Below are 25,289 nucleotides of genomic sequence, written 5' to 3' on the forward strand. Positions count from 1 at the left end.
AAACCTAGGCTCTACAGAGGTAAATGCAACTCCTGGCTTACTGAAATGAAGCTAACTACAGGCGACTTCGAATCGCACCATGCAAAACAAAACTGCACTTCAAATATCGGTGCCCGAATCCGCAATGGACATTACTTTGCGTGTCTGCCCGAAAACACGCGTCTTCAGCGGTGGTGAAATTCAAATGTTTGCGACGGCCGCACAATTCGATAACCTGGTTCGGGAGATTGTTGCGCACCATGCCAAGAGGATTCTTACTGCACTTGACGGCATGGATCGCGGCTGCATCACACCAGGCTTTCGTGGTCACCAGAATGGGTATGGCGAAGAGAGTGCAGGCGATGAACTGGAAGCGGCGCGGGAGGAACTGGTAGAACTGGTGGGACATGTTGCCGTCGAGGAGTTTGAAGAACCAGAAACCCCGTGGGTTGAAACCTCGATGGAACGATTTCATCCGTGATCAGGAAAAGCATGCACAAGCAGCCGAAAATCACAAATACCAGGTCTGCTGGCTATAACCATCAGGTCGTCACGGTTGAAGGGGGTAGCGGGAAATACCGCCGCAGGCCCTGTAGCGATTGCCCGTGGCGCGTTGACGCGACAGGTGAGTTCCCTGCAGCGGCGTTTCGGCATTCCGCAGCCACGGCATTTGACATGAGCGACAGGATATTTGCTTGTCATCAATCTGGTTCACAAAAACCGACAGCGTGCGCAGGATTTCTTCTGCACGGTGCGGACAACAATTTGAGCGTGCGACTCAAACGCATGAAGGGCGAGATCCTTAATGATGTCAGCGATGGTGGTCTAGAGCTGCATAAGAGCTATCGAGCGATGGCCATTGCCAATGGCGTTTCTGAGAACGATGAGTGCCTGCGTCTCTGTCGTGATTGATACGGCAAGGAAACAAAAATGACCGGAAGCATTGTGCCCAATAGATTCTCAGCTGTGCGAGCGGCCAAATTGGCTGTGGCCAATCTTTTGCAAATCCACCTGGTGGACGGCACTGCCTTTGTTTCAGAAGAAAACACCCAAAAGCAAGGTGACGCAATATTGCGTGAAGTAACGAAAATTGCTGAGCGCCTTGAGCGTTCGGTAGTACCCAAAAAGACATAGAGGAATACATGGATCTTGCAATATCTATCATCGCCCTGGTTGTGGCCGGCCTTGCATTGCTCATAGCCATATTAAGCAACGATACCCAGCAGCATTTCCACGCCCGATCCGAATGCAACCGTGTAATTGGGCTGGATGGGGTCGAGCGGGACTCATGGTCCTTCACATCAGGGCATAGCAACACCTTAATTGGGCGAACAATTGGCCAACTCTACATAGCTGTGGCACGTGCAAACCACTACCGCATGGTACGTAAATTCGAAGCCGCGAAAAATGCCTAGGGACGCACTTTCTCTAGCGCGTCGAAAGCATGTAAGCCACAAAAATTACTATTGACCAGTGAAATCAATGACCCAATCCTCAGATCTACTGACCATCCGAAGTGAGGCCAGGTCGTTCGCAGCCCAGCATGTAAAAGCCCTGGCTTGTGAATTAATAGAGTGGCAGGACAAATCAGTGCAACCGCAACTCACTCCTCGCGCAAAGGCATACCTGGACGAACTAGCCGCAGACATTGCCGCAAATGGAGGTTTTGAGGGCGTATCGGTGATTGATGCTGTCACGGCAGTTCACCAACGCCGGCAGGCTTTTGCTCTGGAAATGGCCAGTGGTGGCACGAAGCGGGCCCAGATGGCGCGCAAAGCACTCGTAACGTCTGTTTGGATAGATGCGAATGTCACGGCTGCACAAAAGCGCCTGGCAGTTCTGGCGAAAGACAGTACACGCGCGTTCTTTCTTGCCTGTGATTCCATTGAATCAAATTCCTAGAGCAACTGAAGTATGTGGACCTCCGATATCCACTGGGAAGAATTTGAGTTCGCTGCTGATGCATGGCAGTGGCTCGATGACAACGGCTTTAGACAGTCAATGAAAGATCACCTCTCGTTCGTCCACGCGGATGGTCGTACTGCAATGTTGTGTCTGCCTGAGGGAGAAACCGCTGATGAATCAACAGAAATCAAAATATTTCTTTGACAACGATGAACATCGAATCTTGTCCGCGGCTTTCGCGTTGAAATACTAATCTTGGCACAACACTTCAATTCTCGTTACCGCGTAGTTGCATCATTACTTGTCGAGGGCATGGAAGCCCACTCATGATCGATTACAGGACCGATATTGGTTCTTGATGAGCCTCAAAGGCCATGATCTCCGGTTCAACACACTGTAAATCGTGCGTTGAGCAGGTAAATAAATCAGTCGCGAGAGTGAAAATACTATGCGATATGGTTACTCATTGCCACACCAACGCTGATGTAACTGTGGACGTGCCTCCTTAAACATTCTTCGAGACACCGAAGAATATCTGGAGTTTGTCATCAGCAATTAATTAGAACAGACCACCATTGAAATATGCGTGGTCGTGATTAATTCCATTGTTTCAACGGTAGGTAAGTTGGCGCACATCCAGGCGCCATCACTGCTATTCAAGACGCCAATTGCACTCGTTTCACAACGGTTCAGCAATAGCTTTTAAGAATCCCATAACCATCAATACCGAGTGCACATGAAGATGAAAGTCACAAAACCTAATCCCCTGCGTCAGCGACTCAAATATGTCACCTTGGCAGGCATTGACGCCTCCATACCGTTCGAAACGCTGGGGGAAATTGCACGCAGGTATCCATATGTCGAATTTGCAGTCAACTACAACTACGTGTTGCAAGGCGGCGGCAGGTTTCCCTCGCTTGCCAGTATCAACGCGATTCTGGAAGCGGCCCAAAACCACAATCAGCCTGTGAACCTGGCTCTGCATGTCTGGGGTCGGGACATTAATGACCTCCTGGACGATGCTGAGGCCCATGTGTGCGTGATCGCAAAGAACTTTCAACGCATCCAGCTCAGTTTGTTGGCACGGCAGATTCCGTTAACCGAGATCAAAGCACTCCAGGATCGATTCCCTGACAAAACCATCAACGTCCGTTATCGCGAACCCATCCGAAGTGGCATTACCACTGAGAGCATATTTGTCACCGCCGAGAAGATTGAACAGGACATGGGTGCTGAAGTGACGGCGCCACCAGTCCACTTGCATGTCTCCCTGCCGGCAGCACCAAGGTTGATCAGCCCTGTGCATGGATGCGTAAGTGATCTGAGTCAGGACAACCTGGCCGAGTACATGCGGGAAATACAAATCACCATGGGAGATTCGGATTTCTGCATCTGCATGGAGAGTTCACTGCGAAATGAACAGGGTGCGTTTGAGGTTGCGCTGGCACTGAAAGCACTGGCGGCAGTCGAGCAGGCGCTCCTCATTGACGACGAGATGCGATCCGTGTCCAGGGCACCTGCGAATGAATACACCTTCGCGAGGCCAGTCCCCCCTAAAAACATGCAGTTCGGCTAAACCCTATGCAACATCAAGAAAGCGCGAAGATCAATCCAGATGGTCTGCGCTACAAGACCAAGATCAATGGCAGTCCGTTTGGAGAATCCATCGGCAATACTTTGAGTTGCATCAAATGCGGCAACCACAAGGCTCGTAGCTTGCTCAAGATTTTCCTGCTTGCCGGCTCACGCCAGTACAAGTGCACTGATGACTGCGGTAAGACCGAAGACAACCTCTCCACAATTTCCACACCAGAGAACGGAGTCGCACCGTGAGTGAATCATCCAAGGCCGCCGCGGATATTGCGGAACTCAACCTGGGCTACCTCTTGCTTGTGCAGCGCCTTATCAAGGAGGATCTCGCAACCGCAATGTTTCGACTCGGGTTGAACCGGGAATTAGCAACCCTGCTTGGAAGGATGACACTCGCTCAGATCGTCCAAATTGCAAGTACCGGCCATGTCATCTTTAGCTTCCGGCTCGATGCAAAGGTCCTTGAGCACGCAATTACTCCTACCAACTTGACCACAAAATTGCATCAAGCCCATGTGGCCATCATGCTGGCCAAGGAAAGCGCCGAAACTGCGGAGTTGGCTGAGGCTGCATAGAGCCAAGACATGAATACCTGGCTGAGTTGTCTTCAGTAAGACTGTTATCTTGAACGCTCTTGCAGGTTTCAAGGGCCTCACAAATCAATGTGACCTACTAAAACCCAAATCACTCACGTTATTCCTGGCCGGCCCTTTTCACAAGCGACAAGCCCTGGCGTTGAGGGACAGCATCAGTGTTGAAGTTCGCCAGCTGCTCGGGAGTAGGGGAGTGGCCATACTTCTCGACATATGCCAGCCGGCGCTTGTCCGCAGGGAAGTTAGCCTGGCCATCCGGGCCGAACTTGATGCGCTGGGTGTTTTGCGCAAACACTTCACCAATACTCTCTGTATCCTCGGCTCTGTGCATCGCTGATCCCAGATCTGCCATCGCGTTGAATTCAGCGATTGTGCGCGGCCGCCACGGTGCCCGCGTCATGGCCTGGAATTGCTGCCACTCGGAATCGGTCATTGTGATGAGATGGTCGGTAATCAACATTCTTTGCTCCTTGCTGCCAGCCGGCACATTGCCGGGGGTCCTTGGCTCTACTTTCTCACGAGATCCATTTCCTGCAAGTACGAAAGTTTAATTGTCAGGCCTTGACGAACAGTCTTCCTCCTGTAGCTTGGTTGTATGACTAATGTTGATTCCACATCAAAGCCATCCGGGCAATCATTGCGATCACAAAATAGTACGCTTCAAAAGAAGCTGCCAAATGAAGCTGATCGAAGAACGGAGAATGCCCTGGAGAGGCTGGGCCAGCGCGTATCTCATGCAAGGCGAGTGCGCGACTTGACGCAAACCGAATTGGCCGGGATGGCTGACCTGGGCTTGAGCACAGTCGTTGCGATCGAGGCTGGGAAGCCTGGTGTGGGCATGGGAAATTTCATCCGGGTTGTGAACGCGCTCGGTATGCTTGATCAGGTCGATGCGGTTTTAGATCCGGCGCGAGACGACATGCTGGTCCAGCACGGCATAAATTCACTTCCGAAACGTGCAAAGGCCAACAAGCGCAGAAAGTAGCGTGTCATTGCGGCAACTGACCGCAACTTTGTCATGTTCGCCGGCCGCAGACTGATAAAATTTAAGCGTTCTTGGCTTTGGCCATTTTCGTCGTCCACGTGACGGCCATCAACACACCGGCCCTTCGCGGCCAACACCCAACGGGAGCCTTTTCCCGATGGGGAATGTGGTTCCCATTATTTTTTTGGAGAACCACATGAAACTCATAACCACTGGTGATGTTTTGCGCAAGCAGACCATCCGCGGTCATGGATGATCTCGACCCATACATCCCGGAAGCTGGGGCAAACGTCGAAACCCAAGCAACAGTAGAACAACCAGAACCAGATGTCCTTGAATACGACCGATATGTGGTCGCGTTCAGTGGCGGCAAGGATTCGCTGGCCTGCCTGCTCCACTTACTGGAGTGCGGCGTAGACCGCAACAAGATCGAGCTGCATCATCACCTGGTCGACGGCCGTGAAGGCTCAACACTATTTGACTGGCCAGTTACTGAAAGCTACTGCGAAGCCATTGCAACGGCTTTGGGGGTGACCATGACGTTCAGTCACCGAGTCGGCGGGCTGGAGCGCGAAATGCTGCGTGAGAACACCTCAACCGCACCGGTTTGCATACCCTTCGGGGACGGTTACAAGGTGGTTGGTGGTGATGGACCACTGGGCACACGTCGCAAGTTTCCACAAGTCTCTGCGAACCTGTCAGTGCGCTGGTGCAGTTCTGTTGCCAAGATCGACTGCTTTGCGCGCTACATGACCAACAATCCAAAGTTCCGCGAAGGCAAGACTCTCGTCTTGACCGGCGAGCGAGCTGAGGAAAGCAAGTCCAGAGCGAACTACAAGCGCTTTGAACCGCACCGCAGCGATCTTCGCAACGGCCGGGATTACCAGCGCCATATTGACGCCTGGCGGCCCGTTCATGCTTGGTCTGAACAGCAAGTTTGGGAAATCATCAAACGCTGGAGAATCACCAGCCACCCTGCTTATTACCTCGGATTTGGTCGTTGCTCGTGTCGCAGCTGCATTTTTGGCAGTAAGGACCAATGGGCCACAGTACGGGAAATTGCACCCGACCAGTTCAATCAGATAGCCAGCCGCGAACGTGAGTTCAAAATCACCATTCACCGGTCGGAGAGCGTGATTGAGCGAGCCAATGCGGGAACGCCATACGATTCCGATCCTTTCTGGATAGAGATCGCGAACAGTCGCACATTCAGTGCGCCGGTTTTCATTGATCCCTGGGTGTTGCCGAAAGGCGCCTTCGGGGAGTCTTGTGGACCGACTTAACGCGGTTTAAATCGCAACACTTCAACCCAATGGGAGCGCATCCCCCATTGGGGAAGTGGACTCCACATATCGGAGTCAGTTAGTGGATCGGTCGAATATGCCATGCAGCGGTAGTGGACAGAAAGCATTGCAGCAGGGCACAACATTACCGCTGTCACCAGAACAGCGGAAGAAACAGCATTTAAGTGGGACTACAGGTCGATCCTGAAGAGTGCAAAACAACGTCACGTGGACGAAAAGCACAGAAGGGCCTCAACTGCGGTTGGGGCTTTTTTTTTGGCCTTATGGCCGGTAACGGGGAGGGGATTGGGGGAGATTAAAAATGCAGACGGGAGGCACTGAGGCCTCCCGTTGCGGTACGAACAGTGATGTTTCGCTTAGGCTGCAGTCGAGAACGAGTTCTGAAGCAGCCGATTTTGATACGCAATCACTTGAGCGCGAACCCGTTCCCGGATTTTGCGATACATGGGTGCGTTACGCACTTCCGAGTTACGAACAACCCTGAGGCTGATGATGTCGGCTTGCGAAACACCGGCTTTGGCCATACTTGATGCAGTCATGGAGCTCTCCTTTCTGAATTCCGGGCAAGACGCCCTTTCTGTGTTCTTGTCAGAAAACACACAAAGGACGCCTCGCACGGCTCGCCAGGAGGCCCATGCTGCCGATTTCTCAGCACGGCGATTTGGAGAGCTCCCCCTATGCCCGGAAACCAAGGACAGAGAAAACATCTAAAGCGCCGAGAAGCCGCGTACTACATCCAAGGATGCAGCCGTCAATTCACCGGGTTAGCGGTGCCGATTGGATATACCGAAGTAACACCAACCATTGATAAATGCGTACACAAGGTACGCGAATGGTCACAGGGACCAAACGAGCTTTCAGTGTATGCGATTTCTTGAGAAAAATCGAGCGCGAAGCTGTTTGCGGCTGGCAGATGATTCATCTAGAATAAACACGTTTTCGCTTTAAGCGATCTCGCGCTCTGGCCTCCAGCAGCGCCTTAACTAACCCATGGGTGACCTGTCACCCAATGGGTGGTGGTCACCCTCCAATCCGGAGGAACTATGCAGCTCACAACAGTTGCGCAAGCGATCACAAAAATTCCAAAAGTTGTCGACGTCAGTATCCACACGCTGTTCGAACCGGGAAGCACAGAACCCAAGTCCCATACGCCAAAAGCCCAAGAATTCTGCAATGAATATGGCGCCGAAAGTCATGCGGACGGAATCACTATTGGTGGTGTTTACTGCGGCAAAGAGATTGGCAACGATCTAATTGCCGAGTTGCTGACCGAGCGTCGCTATGTCATTCGACAGCGCATCGATTCCTCCTACGCACGTAGGGTGGGTGAAGTGTGTGGAGGTGATCAGTACGGTGGCGGCAAAAGCTTCCAGGCAACCAAGCCCAATGGTGACCACGTCGCAGTGCGCAAGTCACTGAAAGCAGCAGCTAAAACGCTTCTTCAGGCGTAAGGCTCGGTTTCATTTTTAACCCACGCGGGGCAACCTCTCCGCTGGGGAGGTGTATCGCATTTCAAGATATATATAAACGCTATGCATCAAAATGAAATCAATAGCCTAGCTAGCAAGCATGGGCTTGAGCCAAGCAATCAGCACCGAGGAAGTGACAACCGTGCCAGGTTCTTTCTGACCCAGGACCTGGCTGGCGGTGAACGCTACCTGCAGGCGCTCGTGTCATATCCAGATGGGGCAACCGGCGAGAAAGGCGGTGTCCACGTCCACTTCGGCCTGTATGCGCAACGAAAAGTTGCTGATGATGGAACCGTCCCGTACGACGACCTGCATTCAGCTTTGGCAGATGTAGTTGAGCGCTTTAAGCGCTTGCGCTGCAACTGACCCATAAAACCCAAAAGCCCTGGCCTGCTAACCGCAAGCCCAGGGCTTTCTTTTTTGAAGCCCGTAACCAGATCGTAAAACTCTGTTGATGCAAATACGTCTGCAGCACCCTCCGTAAGTCAGCCGTCTAACTAGCCGTGGCTGGATGCTGCAAACGACCATCGATGACCCAATCAATCCTATTGAACGGTCGTTGCCTGTCGAAAGGTGCATACCGACGCCTGGCTCAGCAGCTACTCAAGACTAGCTAGGTGAGCCGCAGCATCCCTCTGCCTGGATGGCGCTGGCCAGCAGCGAAAGCCCACTCTTTGCGCTTGGGTCAACTCGAATTGCTACAACTTCGGTTGCGTCGCATCTACCTTCGCAGCGGCCGGGTCGCCGGCACCCAACAGAATATGTCTGGCAAGCTCCAAGCACTCCTTGAACGGGCGGGCGTAGTCGATGCGGTCTATCATCTCGAATTCTCCTTCGCTGAAGTCCCGGTACTCGGTCAATCTGGCCATAAACGCCTGCGCGTGGCGCCCAAAAAACGGCCGGGCCGCGTCAATGGCCTCCGGTTCCAGATCCGCGACCGCGCACAGATCGAACAGGTCTCGCGCCTTGGCCTTGTCGCCGCGGTGCCACATCTTTTTGGCGATGATCTCCGCGCAGGACTCAACGCGGATCGTGCGGCCCTCAAACATGATGAGTTCCCAGGGATGCTCCGTCAGCGGGGTTCCGACCACAATGTCGATTTCCCCGATCGGAAGCACCAGGCGCAGGTATTCAGCAGCTTCCTCATATTGCGTCGTCAAGGCCTCGGCCGCCTCCGTCAGGCGCGGAGAGAAATAGCCCAGGTACTGCGGATCCGGCACAAACAGGTCGACGTCCTTGCTGTGCCGGTGGTTGATGCGCAGCATGAGGACGGTGCCCCCGCCAAAGCTCCATGTCGGGTTCCGGACGACCGTGGCCAGGTGGTCCGTGAGGGTGAGCGCGGCCGCGAAGATCTCGCGCCAGATGCCAGCGCGCTCGAACTGCGCCGGCTTCATGTCCAGATTGACCGTGAGCAAGCCAGCGCCACGGCCAGCTGGCGCATGCGCTGCCAGGTGGACCGGCTGCGCACGCCGTCTTCGCGCTCGATCTGCTCGGCCACGGCCGAAAGCACGGTCAGCGGCGACTCATCGAGCAAGGCGCGCAGCTGCGCGATGTGTTTGGGCGGGATGGCGCCGGTCAGCAAGCTGTGGCGCAGCACTTCGGGCGGTATGGGCTCGCCGTAGCTGATGCTGCTGGACATCGAGGCGGTCTCCAGGGCGCTGGCGTCGCCGGCGCCCTTGGTACGGGTCCCGGTGACCCCCAGCCCGAGGCCCAGCGTGTTGGCCAGGCGTTCGGCGCGGGTCAGGCTCAGGTTGTCGAGGCGGCCGCCCTCCAGCGCATTGATGGTGGCGCGCGAGAGCCCGGAGAGTTCGGCCAGGCGCTCCTGGCTCAGACCCATGACGGATCTCTTCGTTTTCACATTGGCGGCAAGCTCGTGGAGGATCGGCATGCCCTGATTTTAGGGCTAGACGGGCAAAATGTCTAAGGCGTTAGGTGTTCTTGAGATAAATATAATATTCATTTAAATGTCAAATATATTTGACATATTTAAAACTAGCGTCATCCTAAGTATCATTGACATGATGCTAATTTAACAAGTGCTGAACGCAGAATTCCAGATGAACAAGACTGCATAAATATACAGTCTGGTCGCAAGTGCTTGATTTGACGTAGGTTTTCATAGTTGCTGTCATGACCATCCCAACGAAATCAACAGCTTGGACACCAACTCTGGCCGGGCGCCGTCCAAAGTTCCTGTCCGCCCCGACAGCGACTGCCTCGGGACTTTCAGAGGGAGCCGGAGGGATTCGACATTAACTCTGGCTCCTCTATGGCTCACGGACACTCGCATGGACAGCAACTGTGGATCCCTACAGACCGTCCACCGGCAAGTGGGCCTACATCGAACAGCTGGCGGCCCAGATCTGCGCCAATACGCAATGCCGGCGGGAGGCTAAAGCCGACCCGGCTGCTGGGCCCGACCCCCAGGTCAAGGTTCAACAGAGGAACTTCGCCGCATGCCAACGGCCCACCAGAGGCCTTGACATCATGGGCAACCATAGTTAGTATTTACGGTAATTATCGTAATTATCGTAATCGACTGGAGCCCACATGGCACGACCGCTCGCCACCAAAGAAATTGTTTTCGAGGCCGCAGACGCCTTGCTCGCCGATGGCACCGAGCCTTCCATCCTCACGGTGCAAGCCAAGATAGGCGGCGGCTCGTACACCACCATCAAGCGCCACCTGGATGACTGGACCGCCAAGAATGTCATCGCAGCACAAGCCGCCGTCGAGACGCCAGGATTCGTCCTGGAAAAGAGCGCCGAACTAGGCCGCACGCTTTGGGCCATGGCCATCCGCGAAGCCAACAAGGAAACGCAAGCCGCCAAAGACGCCGCCGAGGACAAAGTCGCCAGTATCGGCAAAGAGCTGGCCTTTGCCCAGTCGGAAATCCGGCGCATGGAAGAAGTCGAAGAGGACCAAAACAGGGTTCTTGAGAGGACCACCGAACAGCTTTCCCGGGCCGTGGCTGACATGACCGACGCGCTGGCCAAGGCCGCCAAGGTGCCCGACCTAGAAGCCCGGCTGGCCATCGCGCAAGGCGATGCGACAGCCGCTCACCAGGAGGCCAAGGATCGCGCCATTGAATCAGGCCGGCTGTCAGGTGAAGCCGAAGCCCTGCGCAACCAGGTGCGTGAGCTGACGGCCGCGCTGGTATCTCTCAAAGCAAAGCCTTCCAGCGAGGTCTGACCATGGGAAAAGAGCCATCTCCCAAAATCTCCATGACCAACGCCGATGGCCTGGCGTCCAATACTGAACCGGTCCTTCTCATCCTGGAGATCAAGCGCCAAAGCATCGAGTCGTGCAACTACGCCAGCGCGCTTGAGAGCCTGATGGTCATGGCCGACAGCCGGGAAAACACCCTGCTCTACCGCGAATCCCTGGCCTTGCTGATCACAGGGTACGACGCCGACCCGCGCGAGCTGCCCGAGATCCCCGAGGTGCGCGAATTCTTCGCCCGCCTGACCAATGAGTGGCCACACTGGCTTTGGTTCCTGAGTCGCGAGCAAGGGACGATCAGCCTGTTCATGTCGCTGCTCTGCAAAATCAAGGTCCACAGGGGCCACGGTCAGGTCGGCATCGAGTTCACCGACAAGACTGACCTGAATCGGCACTTCGGCGACTTGTTTGATCGCAGCTTTCCGCTTTTCGAGGCCTTCGACATTTCGCCCGCCGACGCCGAGGCATCCGCACACAGCGCCGTCAACGCCATCATCGGCCAGTAAATTTGATCGGTGCCAGTTCACCCGTTAATGGACTACGCACAGCGCATAGGTTGAACCATGACAATACCCCCTCCCCTGCTCCAGGGAACCATCATTCTTGACCGGCCAATCCGTGATGAAGAGGCCGAAATGGCTTCGAAAATCCGAAAGCCCGGCCGGCCCGTGGGTTGGCGCATGCCCACCCTGGCGAACCTGGACCAGCTAACACTGGAGGATTTCTCGTTTGTGCGCGGCGTCATGAGCGGCATGAAGCCGGCCCTGGCCTACCGGCAGTTTTACGCGAACCGGCACTTCGATGCCGACGGCAACCCGATCATCCCGCACGGCGCGGAAATCAACAGCCACGCCGAACGCCTGCAGCAGGCGATCCTGGCCGCGGCGCGCGCCTCCGACAAGCCCGAAGCCAAATCCGCGGCGCTGGCGCTGGTGCGCCCTACCCCGGAGCCCGCGGCCGCGCCGGCTGCCGTTGCGCTGTCCCACATGCACTACACGCAGTGGGCCGAGTCGCAGCCCGAGGACATGTACTCGGAAAACGAAATGGTCGAGCGCTACCAGGAATACCTCGCCGAGCAGGGTGATGCAGCCGGCGCCGGCGTCGATACCCACATGGAGGTCGCCGAACAGTCTCTGGGCGTGGCCGCCAAGGTCAAGGCGATCAATGCCCTGCAGACGTTGCTGGCCAACTTGCCGCAGCCCGAGCAGACGACGGATCTCTGGCTGGCGCCCTCGCTCGTGAAGGCCTTCGCCCGCCGCAAGGCGACCACCATGGCTGGTGTCGTGCAGGCGATTTCGGTGGCCGGGCGTCACTGGCACCGAAACATCAAGGGACTCGGGCCCGGCCGCGCTGCGCGCATCGAAGGCTGGCTCGATGACCATGCCGCCACGCTGGGTGAGTTGCAGCGCCGCGGCAGGCACTGGGAAATCGCCCCGCCGCTCGCAAAGTCAATCATTCCACTGCAGCGCGCGCCCGCCACCGCCCTGCTCTCCTACACCGGCGGCTCGGACATCGCGGAGCCCGCGCCGACCACGTTGGCGCTGCGCTCCGGGATCGCACCGCTGGAGCTGATGCTGGTCCCCCCTGACCTGGACGGCCAACGCGGCATGTTCCGGACTATGACACCGAACCACCTGGGCGCGAAGACCGACATTGAAGCCGTCGGCGCCTGGCTCAACAGCTACCTCGCTGCCGGGAAGAAACGCACCTACGACGCCTACCGCCGCGAGGTCGAGCGCTTCTACATCTGGGCCATACTGGAGGCACAGTGTGCTCTGTCGTCCATCACGCTGAGCCTGGCCCAGCAATACCAGACGTTTCTGCAGACCGTCCCCGATCGCTACATCAGCACGGCCCGTGTCACACGCCACGATCCGCGCTGGCGGCCTTGGCGCGGCCAGCTTGAGCCATCCAGCCAGAACTACGCGCTCGGGGTGCTCTACCAGATGTACAACGCCCTCCACAAAAACGCTTATGTGACGGGCAATCCCTTCGAAAGCATCCAGTACGACGCCGGCGGTATGAAACGCCACGCGATGGACGTGACGCGCAGCCTGCATGCCGACGATTTGTTCCTAGTCCGCGAAGCGCTGGCCGCCCTCCCCGGCCTGGAATCCGCTACCCTGCGCAAAGCGGCACTTGCACGCCGGACTCGGCTGATCTTGCACCTCGCGCTGACCACCGGTATGCGCCTGGCCGAGATCGCGTCCACTGGCCTGAACAGCCTTGCTCACCCTGTCGTCGATGGTCGGCCCGCTGACGATTGGATTATTACAGCCTTGGGAAAGGGCCAGAAGCTGCGCGAAGTCCCTATCAGCGAGAAGCTGCTGAATATGATTCAGGCGCACCATGCAGACTGGCGGGCCTTGATGAAGGACGATGCAGCTCGGATCGCCGCGTTCGATAGCTCCCCTCCCCTCATCGCCGTGCTGGAAGCGCCTGTCCGGGAGGGATGCCGCACCATCACGGATCGAAGCCTTCTGGCGAACGACAATTCCGCACTGAGTTCGAATGGGCTTTATCGCACCTTGAAGACGTTTTTCCGGCAAATGGCCAGGAAGGAGCGAGACGAGAAACTCAAAGCCCGAATCCTCAAGTTCAGCACACATTGGCTGCGCCACACTTTCGCCCATGAGGTCTTACGCGAGAACGATAGCGATGAGGGGCTCAAGCTGGCGCAGCAACTGCTCGGGCACGCATCCATCAACACCACTGCCGAATACGTCAAGCAGGACCAGTCTGCCAAGGTGAAGGCGGCGCGCAAGGTCAACCCACTTGGGTAAAGTCGTCGTGGCCTCTCAATCGCAAAGGGGATGCAACGATGTCGTGGATCGATCTGGAGCGGTCAAAAGTCAGTCTGTTGGGACGTCAGAAATCTTCGGCGAGTTTCACCGGTGAAAGAAATTAAGGTGGTTTTACCGGCCTAGCCTGTTGGTGCCCTTGTAGGTACAATTCTTCCAACCTCTCCACATTGAGAGTTGCGTGCTTCGTGTACGCCTTACATTTAACCCGCTGGGATCTTGATCCCAGCCGGGGACAGGGCCCGGCATTTTCAAGGAATTGAAATGCAAGCTCTGCAAGTACCCACAACGGCAGTCACTGGCCAGGTTGATCAGGAGGCAACTCCAGGTTATTCGGCACACGTGATTGCAATGCGCAGTGGCCCTCCCCTAGCCCAGCGCATCGAAATCGCAATCTCCACCATTGAACGTCTGATAGAAGATGGCCATGGGCTTGTCATGACGCTAAGCGCAGGCAAGGATAGCTCAAGCACGACCCTACTCTGCCTTGAAGCAATTCGTCGCAGCGTTGTGCGTGGCGTGAACCAAGCAATGCACTTTGTCTCATCGAGTAGCACGTCTGTTGAAAACCCTGAAGTTGAAGACATGCTTTTGACAGCGCATGAAGACATCGCAAGATGGACTGAACTTCACAAGTTGCCGGTCGATGTGCGTCTGGTTCATCCTAATGACGCCTCAAAGTTTGTTGTCAGCGTGATTGGCCGCGGTACGCTTCCACGCTTCGTAGAGAACGGAAGTAAACGTAGTTGTGCCACCGACTGGAAAGTAAAGCCTCAACAACGGTTGGCAAAATCAATTAGTGAAAAGGTACTTGCTGCAGGTTTTAAAGAAACCGTAACAGTGCTTGGTTCACGATTGGATGAGTCAACGACACGAAACGGGTCAATGACCAAGCGTGGCGATCAGGCCCAGAAGCCAAACAGGAACCCGAGTGGTTTTCTGACGCTGTCCCTCATTGCTGACTGGACGGAAAGCGACGTGTGGGAATTCCTCATCATGTTCCTGGACGGCCAGATAGCTCCCTTTCCCGCCTATGCGCAGGGTGAAACGGTGCGGAGGATGCTTGACCTTTACCGGGATGGCAACGAGGGGACCTGCGGCATGTTTATGGCCGACGGCAAGAAGGCACCCTGCGGAAGCAGGTTTGGTTGTTGGACGTGCACTATCACTGGTGACCGGGATAAAAGCATGGACTCTATGCTGAACTCCGACGAGAAGTATTCTTACCTTCGAGGTCTGAATGCATTTCGCAACTTCCTCATTGCAACGCAGTGGGATATGGGTCGTCGTGAGCTGGTGGGTAGATCGATCAGTTCTGCTGGTTTTGTCCCCGTCAGGCCGGATGTCTACAACATGGCCATGCGAACTGACCTGCTCAAATTTGCACTGACCCTGGACGAACTTGAAGTGGAGAGGGCTGAACAGGTGGAAGCAGATGTGGTCTCTGGCCGGTTGCCTAAATCGCCAGAGAACACTCGCATGTCGAACCCCCAGTTCCAGATCGTCAGCGATTCAGACATCGTTCTCATCGACTTCTTTTGGTCACTCCACCATGGAGCCTACAGTGCCTTCCCGGCAATGGAGATCTGGTATCAGGTGAAGACCCTTGGGCGTCGATATGCCATCCCGGCAATCGAGAAAGTACCGAAAATGGCAGGCATCCCGCAAGTACGATGGTATCAAGTAGATGCCTTTGATCGTGATGTACCAACTGACGGACTTCGAGACTACAAGGCTGAGATGTGGAATGCATACCGTCACCCTGAAAGGCTGATCACTCATCGTGAAGTGAGTGGTAAACGAGTGGTCTGGCACGAGAATGCTGAGACTCTGTCGGTTAATGCAACGGAGGCTGTCCTATTCGGAATCACCTATTGCACCACCAACATGCCGATGGCCACACAGTTCTACACGCCATTGGAATCTGCAAGGTTCTGGTTGAACGAAGGCATTGTGAAGCTGCCGGCGGGTATGGTCGGGCGTTATCAGCACATGGCCAAACGAGCACAGTATTTCACTCACCTGGCAGAGCGATTGAATGTGACGCCAGCTGAACTCGATAAATACCTGATTCAAGAATCTATCTCGGACGAAGCTCACGCGGAAATTGTAGGTAACGCACCCGAGGCAACAGAGGACCAATTCTCCCTGTTTGAGCTTTAAAAGCTTTCCCCGAACACACTCATAAAGTGCGTTCGGGGATTTTTTTCGCCAATAATACTTTCACCGGTGAAACTTTCACCAGCCAATCGTCCAGTGCAACACAGGCCACGGCAACCCCGAACTTCAAAACTTTCACCGGTGAAAGTATTTTAAGAATGAGCGCACACGCTCTTTATGGAAGACGATCCCTTGCGGTTCATCAAGGGCTTCACGCGTACAAGATCACCGACACATCTAATCACTCCACCAATAAACCAGGCCGGGTTCACAAACTTTCACCGGTGAAAGTGCCGTAAGGATGCGGGGATTCATATTTACTCAACAGCCCGGATAGTTCTCATCGGCGTCCGAAAGCCCTGCGAGATAGCGGGAAGGTAGTTGAATTTGCGTGCGAAAGATTTCCCATTTGTAGGGTTTCAGAAGATTTGATTCGGTTAGAGGTTTATTGCCATTGCGTTGACTCCTTAGTTGTTAGCTCCGAAGACTGCATTTGATACACGGGTGCTGCAAATAAAAGTTGCATTTAAGAAGGGCAATTCAATTAAAAAGCGCAAGTAACCCATTGACAAATATGTTTCATGTCTTAATATGGATTTTATAGACAAAGCAAAGAACAAATAAGGAGTAATTCAATGTTGAGAAAAATAGTGCACCTTCTGTTAGTGGCTGCCGCCCTGGCTTCGACCCTGACTTTGCAAGGCTGCTTTGGGAGCGAGCAGGAGAAAACCAAACAGGCCGAACAGGAAAAAGCGAGCAAAACTACAGCCGATCAAAAAGCACTGCGTCAGCGTCAGTGCGAATTCATTGGCAAGACTGCGACCGACAAAGGTCAGTGCGTAGCCAAGAACTAAGCATGTAATTTGATTCCGGAGTCCACAGGGACTCCATATTTAACGGAGAGCTCAAGATGATTATTGAAGTTGGGAATGAAAAGGGTGGCGTCGGAAAATCGACGATGGCCATCGCTATCGCGGCATACCTCGCGCAGCTTGGCCACAGCGTGGTTCTGGTTGATACTGATAGTCAAAAAACCTCCAGCCGCTGGGGTGAATTGCGCACTCATCATGGACTGCCACATAACTTCGTTATCGTGGATAAGTCGGTTGACCCGACTGAGCACATTCGTAAGCTGGCCGAGACTTACGATGCTGTTGTTGTTGATATTGGCGCCCGTGATTACGCCAGGTTAAGCGACCTGGCAAAGATTGTTGACCTTTGGATCGCACCAACTCGTGTTGGGCAGGGCGATCTGGAATCTACCGTTGAACTGGCTTACGCCTTCGAGAAGGCCGACCGCAACCACAAGAACGGCAAAATTCCGCTGGTCATTTGTCCAAACGCGGTGCCGGCAGCCTGGAACTCCACTGAAGGTGAAGATGCAATAGCAGCACTGCGTGAGGCGCTGCCAAACGTCCCCGTTACTTCCAACCTTGTCCGTGATCGCAAGGTCTGGCGTGACGCACACAAGTTGGGTCGCTCGATCTTTGAAATGCCTTTGCGTGACCGGGAAAAGGCCGAGGCAGAATTCAAGGCGATGTTTGAAGAGGTCTGGAAGGCTTACGAAAATTTTCAGAAGGGAGTGAAGCATGGCCACTAAACCGAAGCCTTTCCTGATTCGTCGGAACACCGATCATGAGGCGATGCAAAAGGCGCTGAGCCAAAGCAATGGTTCCAGTGATGCTTCATTGACTCCAATCAGCGTGCCGCTGGTGCCGAGTGTTCACGGCACTGAGATTGATATCAGTGCTTTGCAAATAGGTCAGGTTTACGATGTTCCATTGACCAAGCTCCAGCGCAGCGAGGTCAACGCACGGGTCTTCTACAGCAATGAGGAACTGGACGATATGTCCAAGAGCCTCAAGGAAAAGGGACAAGACATCCCGGCCATCGGTTACCCCAAGAACGGCCGGATCACGGTGATTGATGGGCAGAAGCGATTCCAAGCTTCAACAAACGCCTCCTTGCCCACTCTTCAAGTCTTGATCGTTGTTCCGCCAGTGAGCGATAGCGAAGAATACGAAGAGTCGCGCCGTATCAATCTGCACCGCTCCAGCCAGACTGCGCTGGATGACGCTGTTCGCTGGAAAGGGATGATTGATAAAGGCACTTATGCCAACCAGGCTGAATTGGCGGCAAAGCTCGAAGTGAGCATTGCCACCGTCAGCAAAACTATCAGCATCACCGATATCCCTGAGCGCTTGTTGCGCATGATGAGCGACCACACCCAAACTCGGACACTTTCGATCGCATATGAAGTGAGCCGGCTCTTCAACGCTGAAAAGTTCAAGGACAAGGCCGAAGAAGTTGAGCACCTGGCCCAGGACGTAATTGATGAGATCAAGAAAAAGGACATGGGCAGGAACCAGGTCAAGTCCTTGATCGACTCCAAACTGGAAGGTCCCAAACAGCGTATGCGTGCGGAAGCGGTGCCAGTCAAGTATGGGGAAGTGAAAGGGTCGCTCAAAGTGTTTCCATCGCGTGGGCAACTCGAACTGTCTTTCAGCGGCCTACCGGAGGAAAAGGTGACTGAGCTGAAGGAGCGCATCGAGCAGATGCTCTCTGGCCAGCTCACAATGTAATCGCGAAGATTGCACCCCCATCAAGCCACCTACGAGGTGGCTTGCTTGTTTTCACTCAGCTGCTCATAAGCCTGGAGCTGAATGCTCGTCGTCCTGTGACCGCCCGGCGTTCCCTGTCCATGCGGAACTCAAGTTCTCGTTGCAAACGGAACAGAGCAGGACCTCTCTCAATTGCCGCAATCGAGCAATGAACTGTTTTCGGTGCATTGAACGGGTTGACCCGAGAAAGAATACTCACTATTAGCGTTTCAACACGATTTGAAGTGTGAGATTTTCGAGCTGATGGAATGACGCTAAAAAAACGGAGAGTATGCACTCACATTGAAACTTAACATTCAATGAATCGTGTTGGTCCGCTAATAGCGGAATTGTGTCAGTACAGTGACCTGGAGTTTATGGACAAAAAGGCGCGACACCAATGCTGAGGGTGGCCTGTAGAACGAGTCTTTCCGCGCAAAAATGGGGAAATCGTGTTGATCCGCTAATAGTTTTGCGGCCAGAATTGGGTAATGAGAGTGATTAACGGCCCAAACCCTGGCGATCAGAACATGCTGGTCGCCTCGGTTCCGACGTGAGGAGCGTGTTCATCCGCTAATGGCTCCTTTAGCTTGAACGTTTGCCAAATCGTGTTGGACCGCTAATAGTGCAGCCGGCCACGGCCAGCCGATCGTGTTCATCCGCTGCTATCGAGCCAGGTCACGCAAATCAGCAATCGTGTTGCACCGCTAATAGCAGTTTACGCACATGACGATCTTCATTTTGGTAAACCGTGTTCATCCGCTAATAGTAGAGGTGGTTGTGGATAACTTGATGCCGGTACTAGCGGAGTGACACTGCGCTAATAGCGGAATGTCAGTCAGCTAATAGCGTAGTGTCATTCCGCTAATAGCGATCCGACACGGTAAAGCTCTCGTAAGGCGCGCCAGCAATGGGTTTGCGGGCTCCTTAAGTCTTATAAAGTCTTATAAAGTCATGGCGCACCGCACGCTGAGTTGAGGATAACTTCATGCAAATGCCTTTTTTGTTTCTTAATCAAAACCAAAAAACCGTGTTCATCCGCTAATAGTTGCTATTGACTGATCACCACTCCGCAGCATGTAATTGCGAGGCACAACGGCGAACCAAACAAAAATGCTACTTCCAACGATCAACAACCTAGACATCCCAACTCTTGAAAGCCTGGTTGCAAAGCAGCGTGGCGTTGGTCGAAGGTCAGTTCCGAAGATTGCAATTGCCCACGAAGTCCTGGATGCAGAACCTGCATCAAAACCGACTTCAACACGGGTTTCGCGTGCAGCAGAGGTCTTACGCGAAAAGACGAATGAAGCTTTACAGCGTACAAAAAGCCAACTTGAACAACGCGTTTTGCAAGGGGTGCTTCCGCTCTGGGATGACGACAACCGCGGTATCCCCAATCCGTTAGTGCGGTCAGGCCTGTTTACTGTGGGCAACAGTGACAAGCGTGAGTACGTCCCAGACATGGTCATAGCCAGTCTGTCAAATTACGAAATTCGGTACACCGGTTCAGAATTGCGGCAGGATGATCTAAGCGTCTGGCTAAGCTTGATCAACCTTGCCAGAAAAAAACCAATCTCCGAAGCGATCTATTTCACGGGCTACCAGGTGGTGAAAGACCTCGGTTGGCGAATGCACTCCGAGTCGTATAAACGTGTCCAGGATTGTATTGAGCGACTCAAAGTCACAGGCCTGAAGATCACGACTCGTGGCCACGAGTCGGCATACAGCGGGTCACTTATTCGTGACTATGGCTGGACTGAGCGGGATGACGCGGGGAACATCAAATGGATGGTCCGCTTTGAACCACGCATCTCAGCCCTGTTCATGGAAGATACGACCACTCTTCTTGAGTGGGAGATGCGAAAGATAATCGGTCCCAGATCGACGCTGGCACTTTGGTTGCTTTCGTTCTATTCGACACATCGTGATCCGGAACCCAATTCACTGGGGAAAATTTACGAACTCTGCAGGTCCAGGGACACGCTGAGCAGCTTTCGGCGCAACGTCCGTAACGCCCTGGCCAAACTGGTTGAGAAAAAATTCCTCAAGTCCTTCAACATGGATAACGACATGCTGCAGGTGGAAAAACTAAAAGCGGATAAACGGTCCACACAAAAACTGATCCGCACCAAGAAGGCTTAATGCACCGTAGAGAGCTGGTAGCCGCCCAGTGCAGCCTTCCAGTCGGACTTGCCGCTAAAACTCTGCCATGGCTCGATTTCAGCCTCTGCGTTGCCACTAGAGTCAGGCCAGAAGCCGGTTTGCATGCACGCGCTGTAAACGGACAGAACTTCCTGGAATTTCTTCGCACCATTGCTCATGAATGATTGTCCGGCCGTAATCTGGTGGATGGAATTGGGCGCCTCTGTTTCTGCAGCAATAAAGACGAACTTTGCAGGAGTTGACCGGCCTTCGTAAAGAGAACGGGCTATGGTGTACATGAAGGCCTGGAAGTCATAGTGCATGTCCACCGCATCACGGATGAAGGCATTGATCGTCCCATGACGTGTGGTCTTCAAATCAAAGCTGTGTTCTGGGTGGTAGAGGTCCAGGCGTGTACGCAGCATCAAGCCCGTAGTCGGCTCTTCCACATAAATACTTGCCTCAGGGGTGCCCTCGTTCACAAAGTCGCCAAAAGCGCGGCCAAACACGATGCGGTGCAGGATTTTCTCAGCCAGCCTACGGGCGCGGGCAAAGGTTGGCTCGTCAACAACCATACGGCTTGCATGCTTGGTGAGGAAGGCCTTGTATTCGGACGCCCGTCCATCCGCAATGCCGGGGTAGATGGAGAACTCATTGCCAATCAGGTGAGGCTCCAGTACCAGGCCGTGCACCAAGCTACCGAAATCCATGGCCTTGGTGGCCTTGTTCAGTGAAAGCAGGTTGGCCTGGAAGTGGGCAGGGGACTCCAGCAGCGGCTTAAGCATGCTGCAGCTCAACGCTTCCTTATCACTATGGTACTGGGCAGCGGGCAAGTTTGCATACATGCGTGAGCCAGCAGCAAAGCCAGCAGTGCTCTCCGATTCGGAGCCTTGGCCTGCGGCAAACATCAGTGCAGAAGAATTCAAAATGGTTTCGGGTGTCATATGTACCTCTCAGGTGCTTTTAACTATGAAAACACGAATACCGGATACGTCAAGGGCTGGGATGTGAATTCGAAAAGAGTCATAGAACGGGTCTTGACCAACACAAATGCCGTGTTAACTTGAATGTAAGAAATGGGAAAAAAACCGTGCAAAACACAGAACACACCTCTGAACACCCTGCAGTAGAAGCTACCGATAATTCAATCTCGAAAAGCTGGATCGACCAGCTGGATGAGGCTGTATCGAAAACGGACGAACCCGCAATCTGGCGGCTAATGGATGAGCAATGTAGCAATGACTCTGCGCACGAGGCTTTGACAAGCATGGTGAGCCGGCTGGCGTACATGCACCATGACCGGACTGTGTTCTGTGAACTCTTCATGCTGCCGGTAGTCACCATGCAAGGCTGCAATGTGATAGACAACGCCCAGGTCTGGAAAGGGGTACGCAATCAGGTACGTGAGGCATTAGGCGGTTGGTTCAACGATGACGGACGGACCACGCTTTTCGACGACATTGCTCCAATGGACTGGGTGACGACATGGCGTCCGGGTGTCTTGCGCGCCCACTTGGAAAGACTCATTCCAGGCACCGGAAAGGTTCGTGCCGCATTCACCACGGAACAGATTTCCTTGCCTGACGAGGCCCCGCGGCTTGGTTTCGTGGTGATTGGCCGGTCCACGCAAAAGGGCTGGCGTGAACTTCCAAGTTCCAATGGCTTGATGGACAAGCGTCTGAAGGACGTTATCAAATATTGCTTGCAAATTCAGGCATCCACATCTGCCAGTCACATGGAAACAGCGCCGATTGTCCTGGCTCCTGAGCGTATCCAATTTGCGATCACGGACGGTATTTCCTTGTGGTTGAGCAAACTCAACGAAGCCGTTGGTATTGAGGGCTGGACGGTGATGCCTTCACTTGCAAGCCGAGATGTGGTGAAAGTGACCTTGAAACTGCGGAACAAGCAGGTTGGGCTGACCCAGTTCACCTTGCGCCTGCACCAGATCGGCACACAAGGATTGAGCGACGTTTTAAGTCTGCTCCAGCAGACCGCGCCGATGTTTGATGTGCCGGTGGACATGCATGAGACGGAATACAAGAAACCCGCCAAATCGACTCTTGACAACTGATGTTTGTGTGTTGATATAGATAAGCAACGCGCTCTTGGCGCACTATCAATTCGGAGAGTAAATATGAACCTCGGCACCATTCCAGTTCGTCCCTTTGCAGAAGGGATCATTCGCATCGCCACAACTTCCGAGCCCGGTGCAGAGAACATTGTGTTTGATGGGAGCATTGAAATCCTTTCCCGCCACCACCAGGCCCGGCAGGAAGAAGTCATTCAAGTCCCGCGCATGGAGAAGCACCCCATTCGGGAAAAGTTGATGGATGAAAAGCCCAATAAAGAAGCCGGAAAGCTGGTGGAAGTGCCAATCCGCATGTTCTTTGGGAAGACCAGCAATGCCCTGACCGTGGCCTACCAGGCCTATGACGCAGATGGACGGCCAGTTTGCCGGGGAAACGGTGAATTGGCTAAACGCACCTCACTGTCGAATGAAAACGTTCGGGTGGTGGTGGATGCACCTTGCGCAGGGCCTGAAACCTGCGAATTTGTAGCCTCGGGGAACGCCAGGTGCCGGCGCCAAGTCTGCATGTCGGTCCAGATTCCTGGCCAAGAGAACCCACTCAGCACGTTTGAGGTCCGTTCCTCGTCATACAACACCTACAAGACCCTCAAGGGCCAACTGGAGCTGGTGGAACGCCGTTTCGGTGGGCTGCGCCATGTGCCCCTCAAGCTCCAGATCTGGCAGACCTCCAATCAAGCCAGCGACTTCGATTCGTTCGATGTGTTCAAAATTGCTTTGGGAGCGCCGACTGAACTTGAAGCCATGAAAGTAGCCAAGCTCGCCCGGACGGAAGAAACTGAAGCTGGATTGGATGCTGATGTCGATTCCGCCTACACGGCCGCGACCGTTGGTGTGGGAGAAGATGATTTTGAAATCGTGACTGACTTTTACACCGAGCGGCCATCTGCGGCTACCCGTCGTAATGGCGGCACCTCGTTTGTAGACCAGCTGACGGCTGTAAAAGGACAAGGTTCGGGCACGTCCCTTGCCGAAAATGTCATTGCACAGGCTATGGCCCGTGCTGGTGAAGGCGCCGGGCAGGAAAAGGCACAATACCCCGGGTCATCCACACAAGCCTAATTTCTGAATTCAGATGAGCAATCAAAACATCACACGACTGGTAGTTGGAGAGAGTATTCCTCTCTCCATGGGGGTGCCTGTAGGGCAGGACCTTGGGCATGCGGATGTCTCCAATACCCTTCGTTGGCGTGGTGGCCGCTGGGAGACAAACGTTGGCATCCTGGACATGGTGAAGAAATCATTGGCCAAGACGCAGAACGTCCTCCAGCTTCCCGCGACCAAAACACCAAACAAATTCAAAATCAGCAACCTGATCGTGAGCTGGAAGCTGGCAGCTGGGGTTGTTGCAGGATTGATAGTTTGCACTTCTGTCATCTATGCCGTTTTGAGCCACAAAAGGGGTCCTGCTGACGCATTTTCTGTGGTCGCGGATGCCCGTAAATCGACCGGAATTGAAAAGAAAGTCGCTGCAGTCCGAACTGTGGATGAGCCATGGATTCGGCCCGCCCCCGAGCAGCCTGCGCCGGTTTCTCCGGTTGAGCCTGCATCAGTCCTTCCAGCCGTTCCAGTCGTTCCAGGTAGTCTCACAAGCCCTCGATCTCCTGTGGTCGAGAACCGTGCCGTAACCCATGTCCAGGCCCCTGCAGCCATGCCTGAAGGAGTCAAGGACAAAAGGACAGTTGAAGCAAAACCGGCGGATGTAAAACCGCTGGATAAGACGCCTGCAGCGCCAGAGGCCGTGATTTTGGACATGGAGCCGGCGACGGCCGCGAAGGCGAAGGAAGTGACTGGGGTGCAAATCAACACGAGCAAGATGCCTGTCAAGGACGTGCCAAAGCGTGTAAATGGTTCCGGTCTGGTGGCGGTAACGCCTGACGGCAAGACAGCTCTATTCACCAATACCGCTACCAGATTGCCCGAAAAATTCGCTGTTGGTGACAAGTTGCCTTCGGGTGAGATCATCAAAAGTATTGATGGAAATGCAGGCATTGTGAAAACTAACGCCAAAGAATACCGGCTGGAGTAAGTCAGACATGAAATCAGAAGAAACAATCGTTATTGACCCGGTGGGAATGAACATCGTGAATCGCATCGCACCGGGCACCAAGTCCACGGGGACGCTGGAATGTTCTGGTGGACTGCTGGTCCAGGGTCACTTCGAGGGGACCCTTGTGGTTTCGGATGGGCCTCTGGTGCTCATGCAAGGAGGAGTTATCTCGGGCGACTTTGACTGCAAGCAGGATGCCTACCTGTTCGGCACCATTGCCCAAAAGCCAGGTGGCGAGCAAAGCCAACTCACTGTGGGCGGGGCGGCTTTCATGGCCGATACCCTGGAAGCCAAGGCAGACATCACGGCCGGTGTATTCAAGACCTATGAGGGCGCACAGGTAGATGGACGCATTCGTACCGGGCGTAAGGACCGTGCCTGAATCGGCTTGTGGAGCGAG

General features: G+C 54.2%; 30 protein-coding genes. 25 read left to right on the forward strand and 5 right to left on the reverse strand.

Going from position 1 to position 25,289, the window contains the following annotated elements:
* Nucleotides 1-79 precede the first annotated feature (79 nt).
* From ACFQND_RS07885 to flhD, 9 genes are all read left to right on the forward strand, one after another.
* On the forward strand, nt 80-460 hold the full coding sequence (locus ACFQND_RS07885) for a hypothetical protein (RefSeq protein WP_377412829.1): 381 nt from the start codon (nt 80-82) through the stop codon (nt 458-460).
* Nucleotides 461-471: 11 nt separating this feature from the next.
* Nucleotides 472-891 carry a DUF6283 family protein gene (locus ACFQND_RS07890; protein ID WP_377412832.1) on the forward strand — a complete coding sequence of 140 codons (420 nt, stop codon included), beginning with the start codon at nt 472-474 and terminating at the stop codon, nt 889-891.
* A gap of 18 nt (nt 892-909) precedes the next feature.
* Nucleotides 910-1,113 carry a hypothetical protein gene (locus ACFQND_RS07895; protein ID WP_377412835.1) on the forward strand — a complete coding sequence of 68 codons (204 nt, stop codon included), beginning with the start codon at nt 910-912 and terminating at the stop codon, nt 1,111-1,113.
* 8 nt (nt 1,114-1,121) lie between these two features.
* Nucleotides 1,122-1,394, forward strand: a complete 273-nt coding sequence (locus tag ACFQND_RS07900) for a hypothetical protein (protein WP_377412838.1) — start codon at nt 1,122-1,124, stop codon at nt 1,392-1,394.
* 58 nt (nt 1,395-1,452) lie between these two features.
* Nucleotides 1,453-1,881, forward strand: coding sequence for a hypothetical protein (locus ACFQND_RS07905; RefSeq protein ID WP_377412841.1), 429 nt, complete (start codon nt 1,453-1,455; stop codon nt 1,879-1,881).
* 12 nt (nt 1,882-1,893) lie between these two features.
* Nucleotides 1,894-2,088 (forward strand): hypothetical protein, encoded by a 195-nt coding sequence (locus tag ACFQND_RS07910; protein ID WP_377412844.1) that lies wholly within the window; start codon nt 1,894-1,896, stop codon nt 2,086-2,088.
* Nucleotides 2,089-2,620: 532 nt separating this feature from the next.
* The gene (locus ACFQND_RS07915) at nt 2,621-3,460 is read left to right on the forward strand and encodes a hypothetical protein (protein ID WP_377412847.1); all 840 of its coding nucleotides are present in this window, start codon (nt 2,621-2,623) and stop codon (nt 3,458-3,460) included.
* A 5-nt stretch (nt 3,461-3,465) separates the two neighbouring features.
* Complete coding sequence (locus ACFQND_RS07920) at nt 3,466-3,717, forward strand: hypothetical protein (RefSeq protein ID WP_377412850.1); 252 nt, start codon at nt 3,466-3,468, stop codon at nt 3,715-3,717.
* A complete protein-coding gene (flhD, locus tag ACFQND_RS07925; protein ID WP_377412853.1) occupies nt 3,714-4,049 on the forward strand; it encodes a flagellar transcriptional regulator FlhD in 336 nt (111 codons plus the stop codon). Before ACFQND_RS07920 ends, flhD begins: the two co-directional genes overlap by 4 nt.
* A 118-nt stretch (nt 4,050-4,167) precedes the next feature.
* Here the strand turns inward: flhD and ACFQND_RS07930 are convergent, their stop codons facing one another.
* Nucleotides 4,168-4,527, reverse strand: coding sequence for a hypothetical protein (locus tag ACFQND_RS07930; RefSeq protein ID WP_377412856.1), 360 nt, complete (start codon nt 4,525-4,527; stop codon nt 4,168-4,170).
* Between the two features lie 135 nt (nt 4,528-4,662).
* On the opposite strand from ACFQND_RS07930, the gene ACFQND_RS07935 reads away from it, so the two are divergent.
* Both ACFQND_RS07935 and ACFQND_RS07940 read left to right on the forward strand, forming a co-directional pair.
* Nucleotides 4,663-5,052, forward strand: a complete 390-nt coding sequence (locus ACFQND_RS07935) for an XRE family transcriptional regulator (protein ID WP_377412858.1) — start codon at nt 4,663-4,665, stop codon at nt 5,050-5,052.
* Nucleotides 5,053-5,300: 248 nt separating this feature from the next.
* The gene (locus tag ACFQND_RS07940; protein WP_377412861.1) at nt 5,301-6,335 is read left to right on the forward strand and encodes a phosphoadenosine phosphosulfate reductase domain-containing protein; all 1,035 of its coding nucleotides are present in this window, start codon (nt 5,301-5,303) and stop codon (nt 6,333-6,335) included.
* A gap of 377 nt (nt 6,336-6,712) precedes the next feature.
* Here ACFQND_RS07940 and ACFQND_RS07945 read toward each other — a convergent pair whose 3' ends face one another.
* Nucleotides 6,713-6,895 (reverse strand): hypothetical protein, encoded by a 183-nt coding sequence (locus tag ACFQND_RS07945; protein ID WP_377412864.1) that lies wholly within the window; start codon nt 6,893-6,895, stop codon nt 6,713-6,715.
* Between the two features lie 504 nt (nt 6,896-7,399).
* On the opposite strand from ACFQND_RS07945, the gene ACFQND_RS07950 reads away from it, so the two are divergent.
* Nucleotides 7,400-7,807: a hypothetical protein gene (locus ACFQND_RS07950; protein WP_377412867.1), complete on the forward strand. Its 408-nt coding sequence runs from the start codon at nt 7,400-7,402 to the stop codon at nt 7,805-7,807.
* An 81-nt stretch (nt 7,808-7,888) separates the two neighbouring features.
* Nucleotides 7,889-8,191, forward strand: a complete 303-nt coding sequence (locus ACFQND_RS07955; RefSeq protein ID WP_377412870.1) for a hypothetical protein — start codon at nt 7,889-7,891, stop codon at nt 8,189-8,191.
* A gap of 332 nt (nt 8,192-8,523) precedes the next feature.
* Here the strand turns inward: ACFQND_RS07955 and ACFQND_RS07960 are convergent, their stop codons facing one another.
* A complete protein-coding gene (locus tag ACFQND_RS07960; protein WP_377412872.1) occupies nt 8,524-9,240 on the reverse strand; it encodes a nucleotidyl transferase AbiEii/AbiGii toxin family protein in 717 nt (238 codons plus the stop codon).
* Nucleotides 9,216-9,713 carry a helix-turn-helix transcriptional regulator gene (locus tag ACFQND_RS07965; protein WP_377412875.1) on the reverse strand — a complete coding sequence of 166 codons (498 nt, stop codon included), beginning with the start codon at nt 9,711-9,713 and terminating at the stop codon, nt 9,216-9,218. Before ACFQND_RS07965 ends, ACFQND_RS07960 begins: the two co-directional genes overlap by 25 nt.
* A 662-nt stretch (nt 9,714-10,375) precedes the next feature.
* On the opposite strand from ACFQND_RS07965, the gene ACFQND_RS07970 reads away from it, so the two are divergent.
* The 8 genes from ACFQND_RS07970 (at nt 10,376) to trfA (ending at nt 20,750) form a co-directional block, all read left to right on the forward strand.
* Complete coding sequence (locus ACFQND_RS07970) at nt 10,376-11,017, forward strand: DNA-binding protein (RefSeq protein ID WP_377412878.1); 642 nt, start codon at nt 10,376-10,378, stop codon at nt 11,015-11,017.
* Between the two features lie 32 nt (nt 11,018-11,049).
* A complete protein-coding gene (locus ACFQND_RS07975) occupies nt 11,050-11,553 on the forward strand; it encodes a chlororespiratory reduction 6 domain-containing protein (protein ID WP_377412881.1) in 504 nt (167 codons plus the stop codon).
* Nucleotides 11,554-11,610: 57 nt separating this feature from the next.
* Entirely contained in the window at nt 11,611-13,830 is a 2,220-nt protein-coding gene (locus ACFQND_RS07980; RefSeq protein WP_377412884.1) for a phage integrase family protein, read from the forward strand.
* A gap of 282 nt (nt 13,831-14,112) precedes the next feature.
* Nucleotides 14,113-16,011 (forward strand): phosphoadenosine phosphosulfate reductase domain-containing protein, encoded by a 1,899-nt coding sequence (locus ACFQND_RS07985; protein WP_377412887.1) that lies wholly within the window; start codon nt 14,113-14,115, stop codon nt 16,009-16,011.
* Between the two features lie 632 nt (nt 16,012-16,643).
* Nucleotides 16,644-16,862, forward strand: coding sequence for a hypothetical protein (locus ACFQND_RS07990; RefSeq protein WP_377412890.1), 219 nt, complete (start codon nt 16,644-16,646; stop codon nt 16,860-16,862).
* A 56-nt stretch (nt 16,863-16,918) separates the two neighbouring features.
* Complete coding sequence (locus ACFQND_RS07995; protein WP_377412893.1) at nt 16,919-17,608, forward strand: nucleotide-binding protein; 690 nt, start codon at nt 16,919-16,921, stop codon at nt 17,606-17,608.
* Nucleotides 17,598-18,590, forward strand: coding sequence for a ParB/RepB/Spo0J family partition protein (locus ACFQND_RS08000; RefSeq protein WP_377412896.1), 993 nt, complete (start codon nt 17,598-17,600; stop codon nt 18,588-18,590). The genes ACFQND_RS07995 and ACFQND_RS08000 overlap by 11 nt, the downstream gene beginning before the upstream one ends.
* A 1,131-nt stretch (nt 18,591-19,721) precedes the next feature.
* The gene (gene trfA, locus ACFQND_RS08005) at nt 19,722-20,750 is read left to right on the forward strand and encodes a plasmid replication initiator TrfA (RefSeq protein WP_377412899.1); all 1,029 of its coding nucleotides are present in this window, start codon (nt 19,722-19,724) and stop codon (nt 20,748-20,750) included.
* Here trfA and ACFQND_RS08010 read toward each other — a convergent pair.
* Nucleotides 20,747-21,535 (reverse strand): PD-(D/E)XK nuclease-like domain-containing protein, encoded by a 789-nt coding sequence (locus ACFQND_RS08010; RefSeq protein ID WP_377412902.1) that lies wholly within the window; start codon nt 21,533-21,535, stop codon nt 20,747-20,749. The genes trfA and ACFQND_RS08010 overlap by 4 nt on opposite strands.
* Nucleotides 21,536-21,840: 305 nt before the next feature.
* Here ACFQND_RS08010 and ACFQND_RS08015 point away from each other — a divergent pair, with 305 nt between their 5' ends.
* From ACFQND_RS08015 to ACFQND_RS08030, 4 genes are all read left to right on the forward strand, one after another.
* Nucleotides 21,841-22,824, forward strand: a complete 984-nt coding sequence (locus tag ACFQND_RS08015) for a hypothetical protein (protein WP_377412905.1) — start codon at nt 21,841-21,843, stop codon at nt 22,822-22,824.
* 63 nt (nt 22,825-22,887) lie between these two features.
* Complete coding sequence (locus tag ACFQND_RS08020; RefSeq protein ID WP_377412908.1) at nt 22,888-23,901, forward strand: recombination directionality factor; 1,014 nt, start codon at nt 22,888-22,890, stop codon at nt 23,899-23,901.
* A 13-nt stretch (nt 23,902-23,914) separates the two neighbouring features.
* Nucleotides 23,915-24,868 carry a hypothetical protein gene (locus ACFQND_RS08025; protein ID WP_377412911.1) on the forward strand — a complete coding sequence of 318 codons (954 nt, stop codon included), beginning with the start codon at nt 23,915-23,917 and terminating at the stop codon, nt 24,866-24,868.
* A gap of 7 nt (nt 24,869-24,875) precedes the next feature.
* On the forward strand, nt 24,876-25,271 hold the full coding sequence (locus tag ACFQND_RS08030) for a bactofilin family protein (protein ID WP_377412914.1): 396 nt from the start codon (nt 24,876-24,878) through the stop codon (nt 25,269-25,271).
* The last annotated feature ends 18 nt before the right edge of the window (nt 25,272-25,289 follow it).

The sequence above is a fragment of the Polaromonas aquatica genome, from assembly GCF_042659145.1.
GTDB classification, from domain to species: Bacteria; Pseudomonadota; Gammaproteobacteria; order Burkholderiales; family Burkholderiaceae_C; genus Polaromonas; species Polaromonas aquatica.